Origin of the sequence: Erythrobacter sp. LQ02-29, from assembly GCF_022576075.2 — a bacterium.
Lineage (GTDB): Bacteria > Pseudomonadota > Alphaproteobacteria > Sphingomonadales > Sphingomonadaceae > Alteriqipengyuania.
Genome location: NZ_JANCNT010000001.1, coordinates 1,810,067 through 1,832,448, shown reverse-complemented (window position 1 = coordinate 1,832,448; position 22,382 = coordinate 1,810,067). Strand labels below are relative to the sequence as shown.

Genomic DNA, 22,382 nt, shown 5'->3' with positions numbered 1-22,382 from the left:
TCCGGACCGTTGATATCACGAGAAACCTATCCGCAGGGCGAGATTTGCGCCCGCCAGACGAGACGATGACCATGAACCAGTTCGTTAGTTTCCCAGCTCAGCCAAGGCGCAGCTGCCGCGCAGGGGGCCCCAGATAACCTCCCCCATCGGACGAAGATTCAAGAATTCGCGTAAAAGCTCGACGAGTTTGCCCCAGAGCGGTGCGCAAAGCCACCCACAGCCATCCCGCCGATCGCGGCTGAAATCCCGGGGTCGTCGCGAGCGCGAGCGCTTGCGCAACCGCGCCAGAGGCTTCCGAGCGCGTGTTTCCGGCGGTCAGGCCTTGCGAGAAGCCTCGGTGCCGCTGGTCGCCGGGGCCATGGCGCTTGGCTTGATCGGTAACACCTTGCCGGAAGAGCTGATGCCGCGCTCGGCGTCAGAGCTGGTCAATGGCTGGTCCTACGACCTCGACATGGCGAACAATCCACGCATCCACCGCCAACCGGCGCTGTTCCAGTCCGCCAGCCCGGAGCTGCTGAAGGCTCTGTCGCAGGAAGAGGGAATGCGCCTGACCGTTTACCGCGACGTCGCCGGACATCCCACGGTGGGAGTCGGCCATCTCGTCACCCCTGCCGACGGCCTTCAGGTCGGCGACCGGATCACCCGGGCACAGGCGCTCGCATTCCTCAAGCAGGATTTGCAAACCGCCGAGGAAGCCGTTGCCCGACTGGTCGGCAATCTGCCCCTCTACCAGCGCGAGTTCGATGCGCTGGTGGACCTCGTCTTCAATGTCGGCGAAGGGGGCGCCGGGCCGGACGACAGCCCGATGCTCAACGCCGCGATCGCTTCCGGAGATTACGATGGCATCGCGCGCGAACTCGACTACACGAGCGCCGGCGGCAGGGTCGCCGGGGGCCTTGTCCATCGGTCGGAGCGCCGCGCCAATATTTTTCTGGATGGAAATTATGCGAACCCGAGGCTCGTCAACAGCTAGCGCGCTGGCGGCATCCGCGCTGCTCGTCGCCGGGTGTTCCGATGGCCCCGCTTCCCGCAACGAAGGCGCGGACCCGCGACCGACCGAGAAAGCCCTGGCGCAGATAGTGCGCGCGCCGGATGTCCGCCCGGCGGAGGACTGCCTGCTGGTGGTTTGGCAGGAACAGAAAAACCCCGATGCCTCTTTCGACCGGGCGCACGATGCGGCCGATGGAGGCGCGATTTCCTGCGCGACGGGAACGACCGCCAGCGAATTCGAAGCGGCGATCGAAACGCTTCGCGACGCGGCGAAGAGCGGCGACCGCGCCGCCTTGCTGAAACAGGTCGGGATGCCGCTGCTGTTCATCGATGGTCGCGGGGACCGGCGCGAAATCACCGATCCCGCGGCGATCGATGCAACCTTCGACACCGTCTTCGACCATCGCATGCTGGCCCTGCTCCAGCGGCTCGACCTGTCGCAGCTCACGGTGGTGCCGGATCGCGGCGCGTTCTTCGAGCTGGGATCGCTGTGGCTGGTGGTCGACCGCAAGGGCGGACGCCCGCGTCTGGTCACCGTCAACCACCAGGCGCTGGGCGAGGCCGCAGCGGCGGCCCGGCACGCCGCGGGCGACGGATCGCGTCGTTCGCTGTGAACGGGGGCGCTGTGACCGGGGCGCTGTAACCGGCGCGCTGTCACCGGGTTGCGGGCGCAGGGCGGTTGCAATCGCAATCAATCTTCGGTTCAAGCACGGTTCGCTAGACAAGACATTCTTCCCCGCCGCCTTCGCGAAACCGGGGACCACCCACGACGTTTGCCGGAGAGAGACTTCATGAAAGCCCGTATCCTCGCCACTACCAGTATCGCCCTCGCCCTGTCGGCCTGCGCGACCACGATGGAGAACGACATGGCCGTTGCCGATACTTCCGACGCCGAGGTGATGGCGGGTGCCGATATTCCGGAAGGGACAGGCTATTTCGCGAGCGAGAGCACGCTGCCGTTCCACGCCCCCGATTTCCGCCAGATTTCCGAAGACGACTACGTTCCGGCGTTCGAGCAAGGCATGGCGATCCACCAAGCGGAGGTCGATGCGATCGCCAACAATCCCGCCGCGCCGACGTTCGACAACACCATCGTCGCGCTGGAGACATCGGGCCGGATGCTGAACCGCGTCGCGACCGTGTTCTTCGCCCTGACGGGCACGAACACCACCGACCGGCTCGACCAGATCAATACCGATATCAGTCCGAAGCTGTCGGCCCATTCGGACTCGATCTCGCTCAATCCGGCGCTCTTCGCGCGCGTGCAGGCGCTCTATGACCGGCGCGACACGCTGGGCCTCGACAACGAGCAGGCCAAGCTGCTGGAGGAAACCTACAAGGGCATGGTCCATGCCGGGGCGAAGCTGACCGCGCAGCAGCGCGAGCAGGTGAAGGCTATCAATACCGAGCTGTCGACACTGACCACCGAATTCGGCCAGGACGTGCGCTCCGCTACCAACGACCAGCCGCTGATCGTCGACACGCGCGAGGAACTGGCGGGGCTGAGCGATGGCGAGATCAAGGCCGCGGCCGATCTGGCGGCGGAAAAGGGGATGCCGGGCAAGTTCGCCATCGCGCTGCAGAACACGACCCAGCAGCCGCTGCTCCCCAGCCTGGAAAACCGCGATGTGCGCGAGCGGCTGTTCATGCGCAGTATCCACCGCGCCGACGGCACCAATCCCGAATACGACACCCGCGTGCTGCTGGCGAAGATCGCCGCGCTGCGGGCACAGAAGGCGGCGCTGTTCGGCGAGCCCGACTGGGCGACCTACGCGATGTGGGACCGTATGGCGAAGAACCCGAAGACCGCGCTCGGCTTCATGAACCAGATGGTCCCGGCCCTCGCCGCGACGCAGCGGCGCGATGCGCAGATGCTCGACGCCGCGATCAAGGCCGATGGTGGGGATTACGAGGTCCAGCCGTGGGACTGGTATCGCTATGCCAACCAGGTGAAGGCGGAACGCTTCGATCTCGACGAGAACCAGGTGAAGCAGTATTTCCAGCTGGACAAGGTGCTGGAAGACGGCGTCTTCTTCGCCGCGAACAAGCTTTACGGCCTGACCTTCAAGCGGCGTACCGACATCCCGACCTATCATCCGGACGTGTGGACCTACACCGTCTACGACAAGGACGGGTCGGAGCTGGGCCTGTTCTATTTCGATCCCTTCCAGCGCCCGTCCAAGCGCGGCGGCGCGTGGATGAGCAATTTCGTGGAGCAGAGCAAACTCTACGGGACGAAGCCCGTCATCTACAACGTGCTCAATATTCCCAAGGCCCCCGACGGGCAGCCGCAGCTGGTCAGCTTCGACAATGTGAACACCATGTTCCACGAATTCGGCCACGCCCTGCACGGCTTCTTCGCCAACCAGACCTATCCCAGCATGTCGGGCACCGCGGTCGCGCGCGACTTCGTGGAATATCCCAGCCAGGTGAACGAGATGTGGGCGACCTATCCCGAGGTGCTGGAGAACTATGCAAAGCACTACCAGACCGGTGCGCCCATCCCGCCCGCGATGATCGACAAGATCGAGGCGGCGGCGAAGTTCAACCAGGGCTACGACTTCGGCGAGGTGGTGGAAGCGGCGCTGCTCGACATGAAATGGCACTCGCTCTCCGCCGCGCAGGCGAAGGCGATCGACACGCCGGAGAAAGTCGACGCCTACGAGCGCAAGTCGCTGACCGATCTGGGTCTGGAAATCGATCTGGTCCCGCCGCGCTATCGCAGCAGCTATTTCAACCACATCTTCTCCAGCCCGACCGGCTATTCGGCCGGCTATTACAGCTATCTGTGGACTGCCATGCTGGACCGAGACAGCCGCCAATGGTTCCTCGATCACGGCGGTCTGACGCGCGAGAACGGCCAGCATTTCCGCGACACGGTGCTGAGCCAAGGCGGCACGCAGGACTATTTCAAGATGTACGAGGCGTTCGCGGGCCGGAATCCGGATGTAAAGCCGCTGCTGGAGGCGCACGGCCTGATCCCGGGTGACGAAGGCGGCGATGCGACCGGAACCACGTCGGACGGCCAGCTTCCGGGGCAGACCACCGCCTCTGCGCAAACTCCGGTAACCAAGTAGTTACATTTCGTAACCTGCAAGGGCGGGCCGAGTTTCTACATAAGGGACCCGACCCGCCTTCGTTTCGGCTATAGCGTGATCAGCGCGCGGCGGCCCTGTTCGCCGATCCACTGCGCGCGGATGCTCCATACCTGCTCCACCAGATCGCGATGCAGCGCTTCCTCCGGGGGCCCATCGGCCGCCAGGCTGCCCCGATCGAGCACCACGACGCGGTCCGCGTGGTTCATCGCCTGGGCGAGGTCGTGCACCACCATTACCACGCCCGCGCCGTCGCGCGCGGCGCGGCGCAGATGGCGCAGGATCGTGCGCTGATGCGCAAGGTCGAGCGCCGCCAGCGGCTCGTCCGCGAGGATCCAGCGCGGCGTTCCCGCCAGCACGCGCGCCAGCAGCACGCGGGCGCGCTCTCCGCCCGAAAGCGTGGAGATGGGGCGATCGGCGAAGTCGGTCAGGTCCAGCCGCCGCATGATTTCCGCCACGATCGCGTCGCCCCGATCGCCATGGGGCAAACGACCGAGCGCGACCAGCCGCCGGACCGCGACGTCCCATGCGACCTGCGGTTGCTGCGGCAGGTAACCGATCGCCTGCGCGCGGGCACGCGGATGCAGCCTGTCGAGCGGCTTGCCGTTGAGCACGAGATCGCCGGTGCCGGGCACCAGCAGCCCGGCAAGGCATTGCAGCAGGGTCGACTTGCCCGCCCCGTTGGGGCCGCAGATCGCCGTGATGCCACCCGGCTCCAGCGTTAGCGAGACGCGGTCCAGCCGACCGGGCACGACGAGATTGCGCGCGGCGAGCGTCATGCGAGGCCCCGCCGCATGCGGATCAGCAGCCAAAGGAAGAACGGAGCGCCCAGCAGGCTGAGCAGGATGCCGAGGCGAAGCTCCGTAACCGTGGGCAGTACCCGAACCGCGCTGTCCGCGACCAGCACCAGCAGCGCGCCCGTCAGAGCGCTCGGCCCGATCAGCGAACTCGGCATACGGTCGGTGAAGGGGCGCACGATATGCGGTACCATCAGCCCGACGAAGCCGATGATGCCCGCCACCGCGACCCCGCTGCCCACGGTGAGCCCCACACCGACGACGAGCCAGCCGAGCGTGCGCCCCGGTTGCATGCCGAGCGAGCGGGCCGCTCCTTCGCCCAGCGTCAACGCGTCGAGCGCGGCCGCAGTGCGCCACAGGCAGGCGATCCCCGCCAGCGTCAGCGGCGCGGCGATCCACACCGCGCGCCAGCTGCGATCGGTCAGCGCGCCCATCAGCCAGGTCACGATCTCGCTCATCGCGAAGGCGTTGGGCGCGAGGCTGATGACCAGGCTGGTGAGGGCGCCCGCGAGGCTCGCGATCATCAGCCCGGCGAGCGTGAACAGCGCGATCCCGCCCGTCCGCCCCGCGATGGCAGCCAGCAGCGCCATCGCCCCGGCGGCCCCGGCCAGCGCGAACAGCGGCAACAGCCAGGCATTGGCCGTCAGACCGAACCAGAAGCTCGCCACCGCGCCCAGCGCCGCACCGGGCGCAATCCCGAACAGGCCGGGATCGGCGAGCGGGTTGCGCAGATAGCCCTGCATCACCGCGCCCGCCGCGCCCAGCCCCGCGCCGACCACGATCGCCAGCACCCCGCGCGGCAGGCGCAGTTCGGCCAGAATGATCGCGGCGTTGGGCGTGCTCGCCGGGTCGAGCCAGACGCGCCCCGCCAGCAGCGAAAGCCCGAAGGCGAGCGCCAGCAGCGCGAGGAGAATGGCGGAGAGGCGACTCATCCACCCCTCCCGTCCACGGGAGGGGCAGCGAGACTTGCTGCGCCAACGGCGAAGTTAGTCGCTGCGGGGTGGGCTTCCGCTCTGGCCGATAGCGTTGGAGGCTCACCCCCCGCCCCTCCCGCAGGCGGTAGGGTGGAAAGTTGAGCGCGTATCTCTCGCAACCGCTTCATCGCGCGGATGATCGTCGGGCCGCCGCAATAAAGCAGCGAGGGATCGAAGCGCGCGACCTCCATGCCGGGAATCCCGCGCAGCGCCGGGTGGCGCTGGCCGCGCTCGTTCCCCGCCACTAGCAGCAGGCGCGGCGGGTCGACCGTCAGCCGCTCCAGCGAGAGATAATCGGCCTGCCGCAGCCCGCGCTGGACGGACAGGCTGGCCAGCCCCGCCCGGGCCATCAATTCGGTCGCCAGCGTGTTGTCGCCCGGAACGATGCCGCCCGGCTGCCACAACACGGTCGAAACCGGCGCATCGGCAACGGGCGCCACCGCCGCCGCGATCCGCGCATTCAAAGCCGCGCCTTCCCGCTGTCGATCGGCCAGCTCCGCCAGCCGCGTAACCTGCGCCCGACTGTTCGTGACTGTGGATGCGATGCCGAAGGTTTCCACGCGGATTCCCATGTCGGTCAGCGCGGCGCGCGTGGCGGGCGCGATGAAGTCGCTCGCCACGACCATGTCGGGCGCGAGCGCGGCGATCTCCTCCACCGTGCCGCCGGTGGTGCCGTAACGCTGCGCCCGCGCGACCGACATCGAACTCGCCGCCGGATCGCGGCTGTAGTGCGACAGGGCCAGGACCTGGCCCGGCGGGGCGATCTCGCCCAAGATCGCATCGGTGCACGGGTTGAGGCTGACAATGGTCGGGTGCGCCGCACCGGTCTGGCGCACCGGCGGCGCGGCGGTGCAACCCGCCAGCGCCGCCGCCGCGAAAGCGGCGGTCCAGCCGCGCGGGTTCACAGCTTCAGCCGCGCCCCGACATAGGCGGATCGGCCCGGCGTGCCGTAGCCGACGACGCTCGTGTAATCGACGTCGAACAGGTTCTCGACCCGGCCATACAGCTCGAACCGCTCACCCACGGGCAGGCTGGCGCGCAGCGTGGTCAGTGCGTAACCGTCGAGCCGGGTGGCATTAAAATTGTCGTCGAAGCTGTCGCTCACCAGCCGCACGTCGCCGCCCAGCACCAGCCCGGCGAGCGGAGAGCGCCAGTCGAGCGAGGCGGTCAGCGCGTGGCGCGGACGGCGGGCGAGATCGTTGCCCTCGCGCGCATCGCCCGGCGTCCGGTTCTCGGTATCGGTGAAGGCATAGGCGAGCCGGGTGGACAGGTTCGCCCCCAGATCCCTGCCCAGCTCCACCTCGACGCCCTGCGCGCGGGTCTTGCCCACATTGTCGTAGGTCCCGAAGGGCCGGTTCGTGCAGATGCCGGTGGTCTGGCCGGTGCAGTTCACGAAATCGATCTGGTCGTCGGTGTCGCGGCGGAACAGCGTGACAGCGGCGTAGCCGTCCTTCGAGCGGTCGCCCCAGGCAAGGCCGAGATCGAAACTGGTGCTGTTTTCCGGCACCAGCGTCTCGTTCCCGTAATCGGACAGCAATTGGTAGAGCGTGGGTGCCTTGAAGCCCTCGCCCACGCTGGCGCGCAGGCGCAGTCCCGGCACGATGGCATAGCTGACATCCGCGCCGAAGCTGGTCGCGCCGCCGAAATCCTGGTGCTCGTCGTGGCGGACACCCGCATGGGCGGACAGCGCGCCGTACTCGATCCCCGCCTGCGCGTAGATGCCACCGATACCGGTGCTCTGCCGCGCGTCATAGGTGCTTTCGAACGAGGTCCATTCGTAGCTGCCGCCGAAATCCACCAGCAGCGGCCCGATCAGCCGGTATTCGCCGCGCGCGTCGATGCGGTCCGACCGGCCCTTGTAGCTGTAGGCGGGCGTGTCGCTCGTATCGGAAGCGTAGGAATCGCGGTCCGTATCGGCGAAGGAGTAATAGGCCTTCAGGTACAGCGTGCCGGTATCGCGCAGCGCGCCGACCGCGCCGGAGAGCTGCTTGGTGCGCTGGGTCTCCGGAGTATCGCCGAAGGTATAGGTCGGCGCGGGATACCCGTCGATATCGAGGTCGCCACGGGCGTAGCGCGCCGTGGCGAAGATCTCGCTGGCGGGGTCGAGGTAGTATCGCGCCCGCCCGTTGATCGAATAATGCTCGAACCCGTCGGGCTCCGTGCCGACGGCGGCGGCGGAGAAACCGTCGGTGCGATAATAATCGCCACCGATGCCGAGATAGCCGGTATCGCCGCCGATGCCCGCCGTGGCGGTCGTATAGACGGTGTCGCGCGCGCCGTATTCCGCGCTCGCGTCGATCCCGGTCGTGCTGCGCGTCGTCGCCTCCAGCACGCCGCCGATCGCGTCCGACCCCCAGATGGTGGAGTTGGAGCCGCGCGTCAGATCGAGCTTCGCCAGCGTGCCGGACAGCAGATTGCCGAAATCGAACCCGCCGCCGGGGCTGGAGGGATCGTTCAGCCGCACCCCATCAACCAGCACCAGCAGCTGCGCGGTTTCCGCGCCGCGCACGTTGACGCCGGTGGTCGCCCCGGGCGGGCCGTTGCGGGTGAAGGTGACGCCGGGTGCGCGTTCCAGCACGCGGGTGACGTCGGCCCCCTGGATACTCTCGATCTCGGACCGGCCGATCACGGTTACCGGCTGGCCGGTGTCCTCCACCTCGATCCGGGTGCCGGTCGCGGTGACGGTGATCTCCGTCTCCTCGAGCGCGTAGGGATCGGTGTTTTCGTGGGGCTGTGCGGGCGGCTGGGCCAGCGCGGGCGACGCGATCGCCGCCAGGGAAACGCCGAGTATCAGGTATTTACGCATAACTTCTCCATCATGTGCGAAATGTCGCCCATGACGGAATGCAGGCGCGAAAATGCCCGCTCCGCTTGCCACCGGTACACCCCGCCCGCCGGCCGAACGACACGCACAGGCAGGTCTCCTGGCTCCCGGATCGTCGCGCGCCGTCCGCCTTCCCACCCTTCGACTTGCTCGGGACAGTGGCGTGTTGGAAGGCGCGCTCCCCGGTCACAGTTGCGGGGGCAGCGAGGGTATTCCACCCTCTTCCCTCTTAGGCCCGCCGGTCGATCCCTCGCCCGCCGGACAACCCGTGACGTCGCGCGCCCCTTAGGGCCCGGTCCTGCGCGCGGCAAGCCTTTGCGCGCGTGTTGACGCGCATTTGGCCATGACGGTTTACGGACGCGGTCAGGCCGGAGGCGGGACGGGCAAATGTTAACGCACATGAAACCTTTCGCGGCAGCAAAGCCTTAGCCTGCACGCACTATAGGTGGCTCAGGGGCGGTTACGGTCGCCGGGGATCACTGTCGGGGTGGGTTGTACACCATGAAGTTCTACTATGCGGCGGCGCGCAGCGTGGCGCCTTCTCCAGTCGTGCGCGCTCTTTCCAGGCGCGCGAGCGCACGGGCGGCGAACGATAATGGCAATCGCTCGCAGAACCTCGCCACCGACCCGAAGATGGTGAACGCCGCGCTGCGTCACTTTTCCCAGCACGGGCTCCACGCCGCGAGCCGAGCCGCCGAGGAAGCCGAGACCGCCTTCTTCGCCGGCGATCGGGAGCGCTACGAATGGTGGCGTGGCATCTGCAAGACCCTGGACCGCCGACTGGCGGAAGAACTCGCGGACCGCTTTCGCTCCTCCCGCGAAATGACACCCGCATAGGCCCCCATCAACCGCTGGCGATGCCAGTAATAGCGACATTAACCAAATAGAGAGATGCCCGGGACTATCCCGCAAAGAATGTCGAGACTTTTCGAGCGTGTGCGGAAGCGTCGTAGAAGACAGGCGCGTCGCCGGGACGACGAGCTGTCGAACCAGGCGCGCCATTTGCTTGTCGTGTCGCTTTACAGCCAGCCCATCAGCCTGGCGATCGGCGCGCTGAATGGTCTGATGGCGGTCGGGATCGCCGCTTGGCTCATCGATCGTCCGCTGTTCAACGCCATTGCAGTCGTATTCGCTACGATCGCCGCCGCGCGGGTCGCGGTCGCATATTTCCTTTCGCCCGACGATGTGCGCAACACCACGCGCCATCTGGAACGGATCTACGAGATCGGGGCGTTTTCCTACGCCTTGTTCTACGGCATGGCCGCCGCCCTGACCGTTCATTATCGCCCGGGCGACGCGGTGATGACGCTGATGGTCGCCAATGCCCTGTGCTACGGCATCGGCATCTGCGCGCGCAATGCGGGCCGTCCGTACATCGCGCTGGGCCAGCTGGGCCTTACCTTCGTGCCCGTCATTATCGCCTGCCTGCTCGACGGTTCGCATGCGCTGGTGGTTCTGGCCCTGACCATGATCATGGTCGGCCCGGCGATGGGTTCGATCACGATGACGGTGTTCAACACGCTGCGCGATTCGGTCGCGGCGGCGCAGACCAGCGAACGGTTGGCGCGCAAGATGGAATCGCTGGCGCTGACGGACGTCGTTACCGGCCTCGCCAATCGCGCCGGCCTGAACCAGTCGCTGGTCAAGTCGCTGATGCGCGTGCCGGCCGACCGGCAATTGGCGCTGTTCTGGCTCGACCTCGACCGGTTCAAGGAAGTGAACGACCTGCTCGGGCACCAGATCGGCGACCGGGTCTTGGAAGAGGTCGCAAACCGGCTGCGCAGCGCAATGCCCGCCACGGCGACGCTCGCCCGTTTCGGCGGCGACGAATTCGTGCTGTTTTGCGAGGTCGACGATCGGGGCGCGGCGGAATATCTCGCCAACCAGCTCCTGGAGCAGTTCCTCGCCCCCATGCGCTTCGACGGCGACCGGCTGGAGATCAACACCTCGATCGGGGTCGCCCTGCTGCCAGAGGATGCGGGCGAGCCGGAGGCGCTCATGAAGGCGGCGGATCTGGCGCTGTACCACGCGAAGATCGAAGGGCGGGACCGCGCCCGCTTCTTCGATGCCGCCATGACCCGCGACCTCGCCCGCAAGCGTGAACTGGAAGAGGAACTGCGCGGCGCAATCCAGCGCGACGAGCTGTCGGTGTTCTTCCAGCCGGTGGTCGATCTCGCCACCGGTCGCATCCGCTGTTTCGAGGCGCTGGTGCGGTGGTTCCATCCGCAAAAGGGCGAACTGAGCCCCGGCGAATTCATTCCGGTGGCGGAGGAAACCGGGCTGATCGTCACGCTTGGCAACTGGATCACGCGCGAAGCCGCGAAAACCGCCGCGCATTGGCCCGACGACGTCCGCGTCGCCGTCAACCTCTCGCCCTTGCAGATCAAGGCACCCGGTGCGGCGCTGGGCATCCAGGCGGCGCTGCGCGATGCGGGGCTGGCCCCCGAACGGCTCGAACTGGAAGTGACCGAGAGCCTGTTCGTGGAAGATAGCGCGGGGACAGATGGCTTCATCCACGAACTTTCCGCGCTTGGCGTACGCTTCGCGATGGACGATTTCGGCACCGGCTACTCCTCGCTCGGTTACATCAACAAATATCCGTTCTCGAAGATCAAGGTCGACCGCAGCTTCGTTTCTGGCCCGCAGGCCGGGCGCAAGGCGGAGGCGATCATCCGCGCGGTGGCCGAAATGGGCGCGCAGTTGAATCTCGAAATCGTCGCGGAAGGGATCGAAACGCTGGATCAGGCGCGCGCGACCGCCCGGGCCGGGTGCACGCTCGGCCAGGGGTATTATTTCAGCCGCGCGGTGCCGGACTATCTGGCGTCGATGCTGCTGGCGCGCGAGCGCGACGATTTCGGCCCTGCGGACGAACCGACGGAGGTTACGGAGAATCCGACCGAACGGCGGTTGGGGTAGCTGGCTCACGGCAACGGCGCGGCGTTGCCGAACCCTGACCACGGTGCGAGAGAGCGCTCCAGCTACAGCGCTTATTGCAATTGCGAACCAATGTCATTCATCCGCCTGAGATCGCTACTATTCCCGGTTGCATTCCCCTCCCGCGACGCCTAACTCGGCCCCGATCATCCGGGCCCCCCGCTCGCGGGACGACGGGGTCGGCCTCCGGTCATACCGATCCGGTCCCGCGCGCAGGAAGGACAGTCCAAGGATTATGGCTCGCAAGAAGATCGCGCTCATCGGCTCCGGCATGATCGGCGGCACGCTCGCCCACCTCGCCGCGAAGAAGGAAATGGGCGATATCGTCCTGTTCGATATCGCCGAGGGGCTGCCCCAGGGCAAGGCGCTGGACCTGAGCCAGTGCGGACCCGTCGAGGGCTTCGACGCCAAGATTACCGGGACCAACGACTATGCCGACATCGCGGGCGCGGACGTCGTGATCGTCACCGCCGGCTCCCCGCGCAAGCCGGGCATGAGCCGCGACGACCTGCTCGGCATCAACCTGAAAGTGATGAAGGCGGTCGGCGAAGGCATCAAGAACAATTGCCCCAACGCGTTCGTGATCTGCATCACCAACCCGCTCGACGCGATGGTCTGGGCGCTGCGCGAATTCTCCGGCCTGCCGCACAACAAGGTCGTCGGCATGGCGGGCGTGCTCGACAGCGCGCGCTTCGCGACCTTCCTCGCGTGGGAATTCGACGTGTCGGTGAAGGATGTGAACGCCTTCGTGCTCGGCGGCCACGGCGACACCATGGTCCCGGTCACCAGCTACACCACGATCAACGGCATCCCGGTGAAGGATTTCGCAAAGATCAAGGGCGTGGACCAGGGCCGCATCGACGAGATCGTCGACCGTACCCGCAAGGGCGGCGGCGAGATCGTCGGCCTGCTCAAGACCGGTAGCGCGTTCTACGCCCCCGCCACCAGCGCGATCAGCATGGCGGAAGCCTATCTCGGCGATCAGAAGCGCGTCATCCCGTGCGCCGCCTATGTCGAGGGCAAGTATGGCGTCGACGGCCTGTATGTCGGTGTCCCTGCCATCATCGGCGCGGACGGGATCGAGGATGTGGTCGAAATCGAGCTCTCCGACGAGGAGAAGTCGAACCTCAAGGTATCGACCGACGCCGTCGAGGAACTCCTCGATGCGTGCAAGGGTATCGATAGCAGCCTGAAGAACTGAGCGCCGGACGAGGAAGCGGTTCCGGCGCCGTTCATGGACGGTGCCGGTATCGTTCCCCGGTTCGTGTTGGGGGCAGCCCCTTTGTCGAGGAGTGAAGTGATGGCTTACGGAATTACGCATTCAATCCGCGGTCTGGCGCTGGCTTGCGCCGCCATCGCCCTCCCCTCCGCCGCGCTGGCGCAGGACGTTTCGGCCGATCCGACCGACAGCCTGCCCGATGTCGAGGCGGCCAGCCTGCGCGACGCGGCGACGACCTGCGCCGCGGCCAGCGACGGCAGCGCGGTGGATATCGCGCGCTTCATCGGCACCGGCTGGAGCGAACTCGCGCTGACTGACGGCGATGGTGCCGCGCTGCCGATTCCCGTCACCTTCCTGCAACGTGGCGACGGCGATCCGCTGGTGATCGTGCCGCAGTCGCAGGACGAAGCGCCGGTATGCGTTTCGATGGGCGTCCTGTCCGCAGGGGATGCGGGCAAGGAAGCCGTGAAGGCGGCCTTCACCGACGCCTTCGGAGCCGGCGAAACGGCGGGCGAGGAAGCGGACGAAGACGGCGCGAGCGCTGATCAGACCATCTATCGACAGGGCGCGAACATGATCGTCCTCACTTTCGAAGACGACGACGAACAGGGCCTCGTCGCCCTCGCCGTCGTGGTCCAACCCGGAGAATAACCCACCTATGTCCATCCTCGTCGACAATTCCACCAAGGTCATCACGCAGGGGATGACCGGCGATACCGGCACCTTCCACACCCAGCAGGCGCTCGATTACGGGACGCAGATGGTGGCAGGCGTGACGCCGGGCAAAGGTGGCAGCACGCATATCGGCCTGCCCAATTTCGACACGGTGAAGGAAGCGAAGGACGCCACCGGCGCGACCGCCAGCTGCATCTACGTGCCGCCGCCCTTCGCCGCGGACGCGATCTGCGAGGCGATCGATGCCGAGATCGAGCTGATCGTTTGCATCACCGAAGGCATCCCGGTGCTGGACATGGTGCGCGCCAAGGCGGCGCTGGAAGGCTCCAAGTCGCGCCTGATCGGTCCGAACTGCCCCGGCGTGCTGACGCCCGAAGAGTGCAAGATCGGCATCATGCCCGGCTCCATCTTCCAGAAGGGTTCGGTCGGCGTCGTGTCGCGTTCGGGCACCCTTACCTACGAGGCGGTACACCAGACGACGCAGGTCGGCCTGGGCCAGTCGACTGCGGTCGGCATCGGCGGCGATCCGGTCAACGGGACCAACTTCATCGACGTGCTCGACCTGTTCCTTGACGACGAGGAAACCAAGTCGATCATCATGATCGGCGAGATCGGCGGCAGCGCGGAAGAAGAGGCCGCGGCCTTCATCAAGGAACAGCGCACCAAGGGCCGGTCGAAGCCCATGGTCGGCTTCATCGCGGGGCGCACCGCCCCTCCGGGCCGCCGCATGGGCCATGCCGGCGCGATCGTCTCGGGCGGCCAGGGCGGCGCCGACGACAAGATCGCGGCGATGGAAGATGCGGGCATTCGCGTCTCGCCCAGCCCCAGCGAACTCGGCACCACGCTCGACGCGATGCTGAAGGAAACGGCCTGACACTTCCCCACGCCGCGGTGGGTTCAGGGACCGACCGCGGCGTTCGGGCATTGGCTTAATACACCGCCGACAAACGCGCTATGCAAAAGGTGACCCGGCATGGGTAACGAAGCACACGATTTCCTCCCCGAGCTGGGCGACCAGGACGGGCCGCAGCAGGGGCCGAGCTGGGGCAACCCGCGCTGGCCGCTGACCGGGGTGGAGTCCGAAAGCGAGCTGACGCAAGCGCTCGATCCCACCGCGATGAAGATCGCGGTGAAGGAAGCGGCGAAGAAGGCGGGCAAGCCCACCGATGCCGCATCGATCGAGCAGGCGGCGGCGGATTCGATCCGGGCGATGCTGCTGATCCGCACCTATCGCGTGCGTGGGCATCTCTCCGCCAATCTCGACCCGCTCGAACTCAGCCACCGTGAGATTCCCCAGGACCTGAAGCTGGACTGGCACGGTTTCACCGGCGACGCGCTGAAGCGCGAGGTCTATGTCGGTGGCACGCTGGGCCTCGAATGGGCGACCCCGCAGGAAATCGTCGACAAGCTCCGTGCCGATTACTGCGGCAAGGTCGGCCTCGAATACATGCACATCTCCGACGTGGAGGAACGGCGGTTCCTGCAGGAGCGGTTCGAGAGCCCCGACGAGACGATCCAGTTCACCGACGAGGGGAAGCGCGCGATCCTGGCTGCCGTGATCCGCGGCGAGCAGTTCGAGAACTTCCTCGGCAAGAAATATGTGGGGACCAAGCGGTTCGGCCTCGACGGCGGTGAATCGATGATTCCCGCGCTGGAAGCGGTGATCAAGTATGGCGGCCAGATGGGCGTGCGCGAGATCATCTACGGCATGGCGCATCGCGGCCGGCTGAACGTGCTTTCGAACGTGATGGCGAAGCCGTACAAAGTGATCTTCCACGAATTCCAGGGCGGCAGCGCCAACCCTGACGATGTCGGCGGATCGGGCGACGTGAAGTATCACCTCGGTACCAGCACCGATCGCGAATTCGATGGGATCCAGGTCCATATGTCGCTGGTCCCCAATCCGAGCCATCTCGAGGCGGTCGACCCGGTGGTGCTGGGCAAGACCCGTGCGCAACAGGCGATCCGCGACGACCTGAAGAAGCACGAGCAGGTCTTGCCCGTGCTGATCCACGGCGACGCGGCCTTCGCGGGGCAGGGCATCGTGTGGGAATGCCTCGGCTTCTCCGGCGTGCGCGGTTACAACACGGGCGGCTGCATTCACTTCGTGATCAATAACCAGATCGGTTTCACGACCAGCCCGCAATTCGCCAGATCGTCCCCTTACCCCAGCGATGTTGCCAAGGGTGTGCAGGCCCCGATCCTGCATGTGAACGGCGACGATCCCGAAGCGGTGACCTTCGCCTGCAAGCTGGCGATTGAGTACCGCCAGCGCTTCGGCCGCGACATCGTGATCGACATGTGGTGCTATCGCCGCTTCGGCCATAACGAAGGCGACGAGCCGAGCTTCACCCAGCCGCTGATGTACGACCGCATCCGGAAGCATCCGAAGGTGAGCGTGCTTTATTCGGACCGGCTGAAGGACGAGAAGGTGATCGACGGCGAATTCGTCGGCACCTACGAGAAGGATTTCACGGCGCATCTGGCTGAGGAATTCGACGCCGCCGAAAGCTACATGCCCAACGCCGCCGACTGGTTCAGCGGTCGCTGGTCGGGCCTGAACAAGCCCGCCGACGCGGAGACCGCGCGCCGCAACGTCGAAAGCGCTATTCCGAAGAAGCTGTTCGACAGCCTTGGCCGCACGCTGACCGAGGTGCCCGAGGGACTCAACATCCACAAGACGCTCAACCGGGTGCTCGATGCCAAGCGCGAGATGTTCGCGAAGGGCGAGGGGCTCGACTGGGCGACCGCGGAGGCACTAGCCTTCGGCAGCCTCGTCACCGAAGGGTTCGGGGTGCGCCTGTCGGGACAGGATTCGGGGCGCGGCACCTTCAGCCAGCGGCACGCCGTCTGGGTCGACCAGAAGGACGAGCACAAGCATATCCCGCTCGCCACCCTGCCCCACGGCAAGTTCGAGGTCTATGACAGCCCGCTGTCCGAATACGGCGTGCTCGGCTTCGAATACGGCTTCGCACTGGCCGATCCCAAGACGCTGGTGCTGTGGGAGGCGCAGTTCGGCGACTTCGCCAATGGCGCGCAGATCATGATCGACCAGTTCATCGTGAGCGGCGAGGTCAAGTGGCTGCGCGCCAACGGGCTCGTCCTGCTGCTGCCGCACGGATACGAGGGCCAGGGGCCGGAGCACTCCTCCGCCCGGCTGGAACGCTTCCTGCAGATGTGCGCGAACGACAACATCCAGGTGTGCAACATCACCAGCCCGGCGAACTATTTCCACGTCCTGCGTCGCCAGATGCTGCGCAGTTTCCGCAAACCGCTGGTGATCATGACGCCTAAGAGCCTGCTGCGCCATCCCATGGCGAAGAGCGCGGCGGCAGAGTTCACCGGCGACAGCCAGTTCAAGCGTATCCTGTCGGACCCGGTGGACGTGCCCGACGACAAGGTGCGGCGCCTGGTCCTGTGCAGCGGGAAGGTCGCTTACGACCTGATGGAGAAGCGCGACGCCGAAGGGCTGGACGACGTTTCCATCGTGCGCATCGAGCAGCTCTATCCCTTCCCCGGCGATCCGCTGGCGGTGCGGCTGGAGCGGATGAAGAACCTCGAAACCGTGGTCTGGTGCCAGGAAGAGCCGAAGAACAACGGCGCGTGGTTCTTCGTCGACGGGCTGATCGAACAGGCGCTGGCAAAGGCGGGCCGCGAAGGGATGCGCCCCTGCTATGCCGGCCGCGAAGTAGCGGCGAGCCCGGCGACGGGCCTCGCCAACCGGCACAAGGTACAACAGGAATCGCTGGTCCAGGTCGCTCTCGGCCTGGCGGATGGCGGCGTGGCGGCACGCGAATGCCGTATCGAAGACGACAAGAAGAAGGCGAAGGGCTGACGCATGGCAACCGAAATCAAGGTCCCCCAGCTCGGTGAATCGGTCACCGAGGGCACGATCGCCGAATGGCTGAAGCAGCCGGGCGATGCAGTGGAGGTGGACGAACCCATCGCCAGCCTGGAAACCGACAAGGTCTCGGTCGAGGTACCGTCCCCGGTCGCGGGGGTGCTCGCGGAGCATGTGGCGAACGAAGGCGACACGGTCGAAGTCGGCGCGGTGATCGCGACGGTCGACGAAGGCGCGGAGGCGAAAAGCGGCGGTGGTGACAGCGCGCCGGCGCCATCGCCCTCCCCCGCTCCCAAGGAAGGCAAGTCGGACGACGCGGCCAAGCCCGAGAATGCGGGTCAGCAGGCTCCCTCTGGTGAATCCCCGGCAAGCGACGACACGCAAGCCCTGTCCCCGTCGGTCCGCCGCGCGGTGCTGGAACACGGGGTCGATCCCTCGACCATCAAGGGTACGGGGAAGGACGGTCGCCTGACCAAGGAAGATGTGATCGCTGCCGCCAAGGCGAAAGGCGATACGCCCTCGCCGAGTCAGAGCACGCCTGCCCCCTCCCCCACCCCGTCCGCGTCGGGCGAGCGCAAGGAAGAGCGGGTCAAGATGACCAGGATGCGCCAGACCATCGCCAAGCGGCTGAAGGGCGCGCAGGAAAACGCCGCGCTGCTCACCACCTTCAATGATTGCGACATGACCGCGGTCATGGAAGCGCGCGAGAAGTACAAGGACCTGTTCGCGAAGAAGCACGACATCAAGCTGGGCTTCATGGGGTTCTTCGCGAAGGCGGCGTGCCTCGCGCTGAAGGACGTGCCCTCGGCCAACGCCTATATCGAAGGCGACGAGATCGTGTACCACGACTTCGTCGACATCTCGGTCGCGGTCAGCGCTCCCAACGGTCTGGTGGTCCCGGTAATCCGCGACGCGGACAAGAAGGGCTTCGCACGGATCGAGAAGGACATCGCCGATTTCGGCAGCCGCGCGCGCGAAGGCACGCTGACGATGGAAGACATGAAGGGCGGCACCTTCACCATCTCCAATGGCGGCGTGTTCGGATCGCTGATGAGCACCCCGATCATCAATCCCCCGCAGAGCGCGGTTCTGGGCCTCCACCGGATCGAGGACCGCCCGGTCGCGATCGACGGCAAGGTCGAAATCCGTCCGATGATGTATATCGCTTTGAGCTACGACCACCGCCTGATCGACGGGCGTGAAGCCGTGACCGCGCTGAAGATCATCAAGGAGGCGATCGAGGATCCGACCCGGATGCTGATCGACCTGTAAGAGTTGAACCCACACCGCTCGGGCCGAGCTTGTCGACGCCCCGCCCTTCCTTGGGGTGCCGCGGTGAAAACTAAGATCCTTCGACAAGCTCAGGATGAGCGGAATTTGATATGGCTGACCAGAACTACGACTACGACGTCCTCGTCATCGGTGCCGGACCCGGCGGCTATGTCGCCGCGATCCGCGCGGCGCAGCTGGGGCTGAAGACCGCTTGTGCCGAAGGGCGCGAGACGCTGGGCGGCACCTGCCTCAATGTCGGTTGCATCCCGTCGAAGGCGCTACTTCACGCCAGCGAGTATTTCGACGCGGCAGCGAACGGCACGATGAAGGAGCTGGGGATCGACGTGACCCCCAAGCTCAATCTCGACCAGATGCACGCCCAGCGCCGCGACGCGGTCGAGGGTCTGACCAAGGGCGTCGCCTTCCTGTTCAAGAAGAACAAGGTGGACTGGCTGAACGGCTACGCCAAATTCAAGGACGCGCATACGGTAGAGGTCGGCGGAGAGACCAAGACGGCGAAGAACATCATCATCGCAACAGGTTCCGCCGTCACGCCGCTGCCCGGTGTCGAGGTCGACAACGACAACCATGTGGTGGTCGATTCCACCGGCGCGCTGGAACTGCCCAAGGTGCCCAAGAAGATGGTCGTCATCGGCGCAGGCGTGATCGGGCTGGAGCTGGGCAGCGTATGGCGTCGCCTGGGGGCCGAGGTGACCTGCGTCGAATTTCTCGACCAGGTGCTGCCCGGTATGGACGGCGACATTCGCAAGGAAGCGAACAAGATCTTCACGAAGCAGGGCATCGAATTCAAGCTCTCGACCAAGGTTACCGGCGTGACCGTGAAGGGCAAGAAGGCGACTCTGACGCTGGAACCCGCGGCAGGCGGCGACGAGGAAACGATGGAGGCCGATTGCGTCCTCGTTTCGATCGGGCGGCGGCCGAACACCGACGGCCTCGGCCTCGACGCGATCGGGCTGGAAACCAACAAGCGTGGCCAGATCGAGACCGATCACGACTTCCGCACCAAGGTGGACGGCGTGTGGGCGATCGGCGACGTGGTCCCCGGCCCGATGCTCGCCCACAAGGCGGAGGACGAGGGCATCGCCTGTGCCGAAAACATCGCGGGCCAGACCGGCATCGTGAACCACGCGGTGATCCCCAGCGTGGTCTATACCTGGCCCGAGATCGCGGGCGTCGGCCTGACCGAGGAGGAAGCGAAGGAAACGGGCGAGGTCAAGTCGTTCAAGTTCCCGATGATGGCCAACAGTCGCGCCAAGACCAATCACGAGCCCGATGGCTTCGTGAAGGTGATCGCGGATGCGGAAACCGACCGTGTGTTGGGCGTATGGTGCATCGCCAGCGTCGCGGGTACGATGATCGCGGAAGCCGCAGTGGCGATGGAATTCGGGGCGACGAGCGAGGACATCGCCTACACCTGCCACGCCCACCCGACCCATGCCGAAGCGATGAAGGAAGCCGCGATGGGCGTGACGGGCAAGCCGATCCACGTATGACCAAAGCCCGCTGATGGCGATCCGGCCACGATACCGCGTCCTGCCCTTCCTGGCGTTCCCGGTACTGGCAGGGATCGTCTGGATGGCGGGTAACGGGGCGCCGCGACAGTATATCGCCGTCAACGCCGTAGCGCTGGCCATCAGTCTGGCCGCGGCGCTTTGGCTGCGCCCGCCGCATGGCGCGATGATGCGGCGCGGGCTCTTCGCCTTTCTACTCCTTCTCTTGTTCTTGCCGCTTGCGAGTGGCCCGCATCTTGATGGCATCTCGCGCTGGTTGCCGCTCGGTCCAGTCACGCTACACGCTGGCGGACTGGCGCTGCCCGCCCTGCTGGTCCTGATGACGCGCGAGCGCTTGCTGCTGCTCGTCGGCGCACCTTTGGCGCTCCTTGCCGCGATTCTGCAACCCGATGCCGCGCTCGCGCTGTCGCTCGCCCTTGGCGTGGGCGCGATCGGGATGGTTGGCAGGGAGACGTCCCTGGCGCTGTTCGGCGTGGCGGGGATCGTCGCGGCGGTGGTGCTGCGCCTGAGCGACACGCTGGAACCGCAAATGTTCGTCGAGCACGTTTTCGCAACCGCAGCCGCGCAGTCGCTCGTGTGGGTGCTCGTCCTGGCTGCCGCGGCGATCGTGGGGCTGGTCGCCCTGCTGACCGCGCCAGTCGAGAAGCTTCCACGGCTTGCCTTGGCCGCATCCTTCGGCGGCCTCGTGCTCGCCAGCCTGATCGGCCCCTATCCGACAGCGCTGATCGGTTACGGCGCCGCCCCTATACTCGGCTACGGGCTGGCGCTCGGACTGCTTGGCCAAACGCGGTCAGCGCCATCGGCGCGACCTTTCACAAGAAGTCGATCGTAGCGATACGATTGCGCTCCTCGCCAGCGTGTATTACCATTGTAACACACGCTGGAGGGATAGCAATGAACCGTTTCGCACTCGGGCTGGCCGCACTGGTCGCCATCGCCACACCCGCCCATGCTCAGAGCGAGGCCGACATCGCCCGCTTCGCCGATGCCGAATCGGAGTCCGGGCAGTTCATGGGCGCGGTACTGGTCGCGCGCGACGGAACGGTGCTGTTCGACCGGGGCTATGGCGATGCCGACCTCGAATGGAACGTCGCCAACGATGGCGACACAAAGTTCCGCATCGGCTCGCTGACCAAACAGTTCACCGCCGTCGCCACGCTGATGCTGCGCGACCAGGGCAAGCTGAAGCTGGACGCGCCGGTTTCGACCTATCTCCCCGACACCCCGCCCGCCTGGGCGAAGGTCACGGTGCGCAACCTGCTCACCCACACCTCCGGCATCGTCAATTTCACCGGGCTCGACGCGTTCGACGCTGAAAAGGCCCGGCCGACCGCCGAAGGCGAGCCGATCGCGCTGTTCCGCGACCTGCCGCTGGAATTCGAACCGGGCTCCAAATACGACTATTCGAATTCCAACTATATCGTCCTCACCCGTATCGTCGAGCGCCTGAGCGGCCAATCCTATGCGGACTTCGTGCGCGAGAATCTGTTCCAGCCGGCAGGCATGGCCGACACCGCCTATGACGATCAGAGCGCGATCGTCATGCATCGCGCGTCCGGCTACGCGCCGGGGCCGGACGGGCCGCTCAACGCGCCCTATGCCGACATGTCGTGGCCCCTCGGCGCGGGCGGGCTCTATTCCACCACCCGCGATCTGCTCAAATGGGAGCGCGCGCTGTTCAGCGGCAAGCTGCTACCCGCCGCCAGCATGAAGGACCTGCTGACCGTGGCGCGCGACGACTACGCGCTCGGCGTGCTGGTCCAGCGCGAAGGCGACGCGACGACGATCTCGCACAGCGGCGGGATCGAGGGCTTCAACAGCTGGCTCGGCTACGATCCCGACCGCAAGGTGACGGTGGCGGTGCTCGCCAACATGAATGGCCCCGCCGCCTCGCGCCTCGGCACATCGCTGATGAAGCTGGCGCAGGGCCGCGAGGCCACGCCGGTCACGGTGCGCCATGAGGTCGCGGTGTCGGCCGAGACGCTGGACGAATACCCGGGCACCTATCGCCTCGCGCCGACTTTCGCGATCACCATCCGGCGCGAGGGCGATCATTTGATGGCCCAGGCCACCAACCAGCCCGAGTTCCAGCTCTACGCCGAGAAGCCGGACCGCTTCTTCCTGAAAGTGGTCGACGCGGTGGTGGAATTCACCCGCGATGACAGCGGCAAGGTCACCGGCCTGACCCTGTTCCAGAACGGTCAGGAGATGCCCGCCAGGCGCGAATAG

At 66.2% G+C, this 22,382-nt stretch carries 17 protein-coding genes and 1 riboswitch; of the genes, 13 read left to right on the top strand and 4 right to left on the bottom strand.

What is annotated here, in order from left to right; translation table 11 throughout:
- The first annotated feature begins 337 nt into the window (after positions 1–337).
- From MKP08_RS09125 to MKP08_RS09115, 3 genes are all read left to right on the top strand, one after another.
- The gene (locus MKP08_RS09125; RefSeq protein WP_241553550.1) at positions 338–973 is read left to right on the top strand and encodes a lysozyme; all 636 of its coding nucleotides are present in this window, start codon (positions 338–340) and stop codon (positions 971–973) included.
- Positions 945–1,604 (top strand): hypothetical protein, encoded by a 660-nt coding sequence (locus MKP08_RS09120; RefSeq protein WP_241553549.1) that lies wholly within the window; start codon positions 945–947, stop codon positions 1,602–1,604. The genes MKP08_RS09125 and MKP08_RS09120 overlap by 29 nt, the downstream gene beginning before the upstream one ends.
- Positions 1,605–1,781: 177 nt before the next feature.
- Positions 1,782–4,067, top strand: a complete 2,286-nt coding sequence (locus MKP08_RS09115; protein ID WP_241553548.1) for a M3 family metallopeptidase — start codon at positions 1,782–1,784, stop codon at positions 4,065–4,067.
- 68 nt (positions 4,068–4,135) lie between these two features.
- Here MKP08_RS09115 and MKP08_RS09110 read toward each other — a convergent pair whose 3' ends face one another.
- From MKP08_RS09110 to MKP08_RS09095, 4 genes are read right to left on the bottom strand one after another with little or no spacing between them, the layout of a single operon-like run.
- Positions 4,136–4,864: an ABC transporter ATP-binding protein gene (locus tag MKP08_RS09110; protein WP_241553547.1), complete on the bottom strand. Its 729-nt coding sequence runs from the start codon at positions 4,862–4,864 to the stop codon at positions 4,136–4,138.
- On the bottom strand, positions 4,861–5,814 hold the full coding sequence (locus MKP08_RS09105; RefSeq protein ID WP_241553546.1) for an iron ABC transporter permease: 954 nt from the start codon (positions 5,812–5,814) through the stop codon (positions 4,861–4,863). The genes MKP08_RS09110 and MKP08_RS09105 overlap by 4 nt, the downstream gene beginning before the upstream one ends.
- On the bottom strand, positions 5,811–6,761 hold the full coding sequence (locus tag MKP08_RS09100; RefSeq protein WP_241553545.1) for an ABC transporter substrate-binding protein: 951 nt from the start codon (positions 6,759–6,761) through the stop codon (positions 5,811–5,813). The genes MKP08_RS09105 and MKP08_RS09100 overlap by 4 nt, the downstream gene beginning before the upstream one ends.
- On the bottom strand, positions 6,758–8,662 hold the full coding sequence (locus MKP08_RS09095) for a TonB-dependent siderophore receptor (protein ID WP_241553544.1): 1,905 nt from the start codon (positions 8,660–8,662) through the stop codon (positions 6,758–6,760). Before MKP08_RS09095 ends, MKP08_RS09100 begins: the two co-directional genes overlap by 4 nt.
- A gap of 90 nt (positions 8,663–8,752) precedes the next feature.
- Positions 8,753–8,953, bottom strand: a riboswitch (cobalamin riboswitch).
- Between the two features lie 228 nt (positions 8,954–9,181).
- Between MKP08_RS09095 and MKP08_RS09090 the strand changes: the two genes are divergently transcribed.
- From MKP08_RS09090 to MKP08_RS09045, 10 genes are all read left to right on the top strand, one after another.
- The gene (locus MKP08_RS09090; protein WP_241553543.1) at positions 9,182–9,517 is read left to right on the top strand and encodes a hypothetical protein; all 336 of its coding nucleotides are present in this window, start codon (positions 9,182–9,184) and stop codon (positions 9,515–9,517) included.
- A 78-nt stretch (positions 9,518–9,595) separates the two neighbouring features.
- Positions 9,596–11,596: a bifunctional diguanylate cyclase/phosphodiesterase gene (locus MKP08_RS09085; RefSeq protein WP_241553542.1), complete on the top strand. Its 2,001-nt coding sequence runs from the start codon at positions 9,596–9,598 to the stop codon at positions 11,594–11,596.
- Between the two features lie 253 nt (positions 11,597–11,849).
- Positions 11,850–12,815 carry a malate dehydrogenase gene (gene mdh, locus MKP08_RS09080; RefSeq protein ID WP_241553541.1) on the top strand — a complete coding sequence of 322 codons (966 nt, stop codon included), beginning with the start codon at positions 11,850–11,852 and terminating at the stop codon, positions 12,813–12,815.
- 99 nt (positions 12,816–12,914) lie between these two features.
- On the top strand, positions 12,915–13,484 hold the full coding sequence (locus tag MKP08_RS09075; protein ID WP_241553540.1) for a hypothetical protein: 570 nt from the start codon (positions 12,915–12,917) through the stop codon (positions 13,482–13,484).
- A 7-nt stretch (positions 13,485–13,491) separates the two neighbouring features.
- Complete coding sequence (gene sucD / locus MKP08_RS09070; protein ID WP_241553539.1) at positions 13,492–14,382, top strand: succinate--CoA ligase subunit alpha; 891 nt, start codon at positions 13,492–13,494, stop codon at positions 14,380–14,382.
- A gap of 99 nt (positions 14,383–14,481) precedes the next feature.
- Positions 14,482–17,343 (top strand): 2-oxoglutarate dehydrogenase E1 component, encoded by a 2,862-nt coding sequence (locus tag MKP08_RS09065; protein WP_241553538.1) that lies wholly within the window; start codon positions 14,482–14,484, stop codon positions 17,341–17,343.
- A 3-nt stretch (positions 17,344–17,346) separates the two neighbouring features.
- The gene (gene odhB / locus MKP08_RS09060) at positions 17,347–18,621 is read left to right on the top strand and encodes a 2-oxoglutarate dehydrogenase complex dihydrolipoyllysine-residue succinyltransferase (protein WP_241553537.1); all 1,275 of its coding nucleotides are present in this window, start codon (positions 17,347–17,349) and stop codon (positions 18,619–18,621) included.
- Positions 18,622–18,731: 110 nt separating this feature from the next.
- A complete protein-coding gene (lpdA, locus tag MKP08_RS09055) occupies positions 18,732–20,135 on the top strand; it encodes a dihydrolipoyl dehydrogenase (protein WP_241553536.1) in 1,404 nt (467 codons plus the stop codon).
- A gap of 13 nt (positions 20,136–20,148) precedes the next feature.
- On the top strand, positions 20,149–20,985 hold the full coding sequence (locus MKP08_RS09050) for a hypothetical protein (RefSeq protein ID WP_241553535.1): 837 nt from the start codon (positions 20,149–20,151) through the stop codon (positions 20,983–20,985).
- Between the two features lie 62 nt (positions 20,986–21,047).
- Positions 21,048–22,382 (top strand): serine hydrolase, encoded by a 1,335-nt coding sequence (locus MKP08_RS09045; protein ID WP_241553534.1) that lies wholly within the window; start codon positions 21,048–21,050, stop codon positions 22,380–22,382.

Excerpts from the sequence above, each read along its gene's own strand:
- MKP08_RS09085 (WP_241553542.1), top strand. The coding sequence starts at position 9,596 with ATGTCGAGACTTTTCGAGCGTGTGCGGAAGCGTCGTAGAAGACAGGCG.
- MKP08_RS09115 (WP_241553548.1), top strand. The coding sequence starts at position 1,782 with ATGAAAGCCCGTATCCTCGCCACTACCAGTATCGCCCTCGCCCTGTCG.
- MKP08_RS09105 (WP_241553546.1), bottom strand. The coding sequence starts at position 5,814 with ATGAGTCGCCTCTCCGCCATTCTCCTCGCGCTGCTGGCGCTCGCCTTC.
- sucD (WP_241553539.1), top strand. The coding sequence starts at position 13,492 with ATGTCCATCCTCGTCGACAATTCCACCAAGGTCATCACGCAGGGGATG.
- MKP08_RS09045 (WP_241553534.1), top strand. The coding sequence starts at position 21,048 with ATGAACCGTTTCGCACTCGGGCTGGCCGCACTGGTCGCCATCGCCACA.
- MKP08_RS09050 (WP_241553535.1), top strand. The coding sequence starts at position 20,149 with ATGGCGATCCGGCCACGATACCGCGTCCTGCCCTTCCTGGCGTTCCCG.
- MKP08_RS09110 (WP_241553547.1), bottom strand. The coding sequence starts at position 4,864 with ATGACGCTCGCCGCGCGCAATCTCGTCGTGCCCGGTCGGCTGGACCGC.
- MKP08_RS09075 (WP_241553540.1), top strand. The coding sequence starts at position 12,915 with ATGGCTTACGGAATTACGCATTCAATCCGCGGTCTGGCGCTGGCTTGC.
- MKP08_RS09120 (WP_241553549.1), top strand. The coding sequence starts at position 945 with ATGCGAACCCGAGGCTCGTCAACAGCTAGCGCGCTGGCGGCATCCGCG.
- lpdA (WP_241553536.1), top strand. The coding sequence starts at position 18,732 with ATGGCTGACCAGAACTACGACTACGACGTCCTCGTCATCGGTGCCGGA.
- MKP08_RS09095 (WP_241553544.1), bottom strand. The coding sequence starts at position 8,662 with ATGCGTAAATACCTGATACTCGGCGTTTCCCTGGCGGCGATCGCGTCG.
- odhB (WP_241553537.1), top strand. The coding sequence starts at position 17,347 with ATGGCAACCGAAATCAAGGTCCCCCAGCTCGGTGAATCGGTCACCGAG.
- mdh (WP_241553541.1), top strand. The coding sequence starts at position 11,850 with ATGGCTCGCAAGAAGATCGCGCTCATCGGCTCCGGCATGATCGGCGGC.
- MKP08_RS09090 (WP_241553543.1), top strand. The coding sequence starts at position 9,182 with ATGAAGTTCTACTATGCGGCGGCGCGCAGCGTGGCGCCTTCTCCAGTC.
- MKP08_RS09065 (WP_241553538.1), top strand. The coding sequence starts at position 14,482 with ATGGGTAACGAAGCACACGATTTCCTCCCCGAGCTGGGCGACCAGGAC.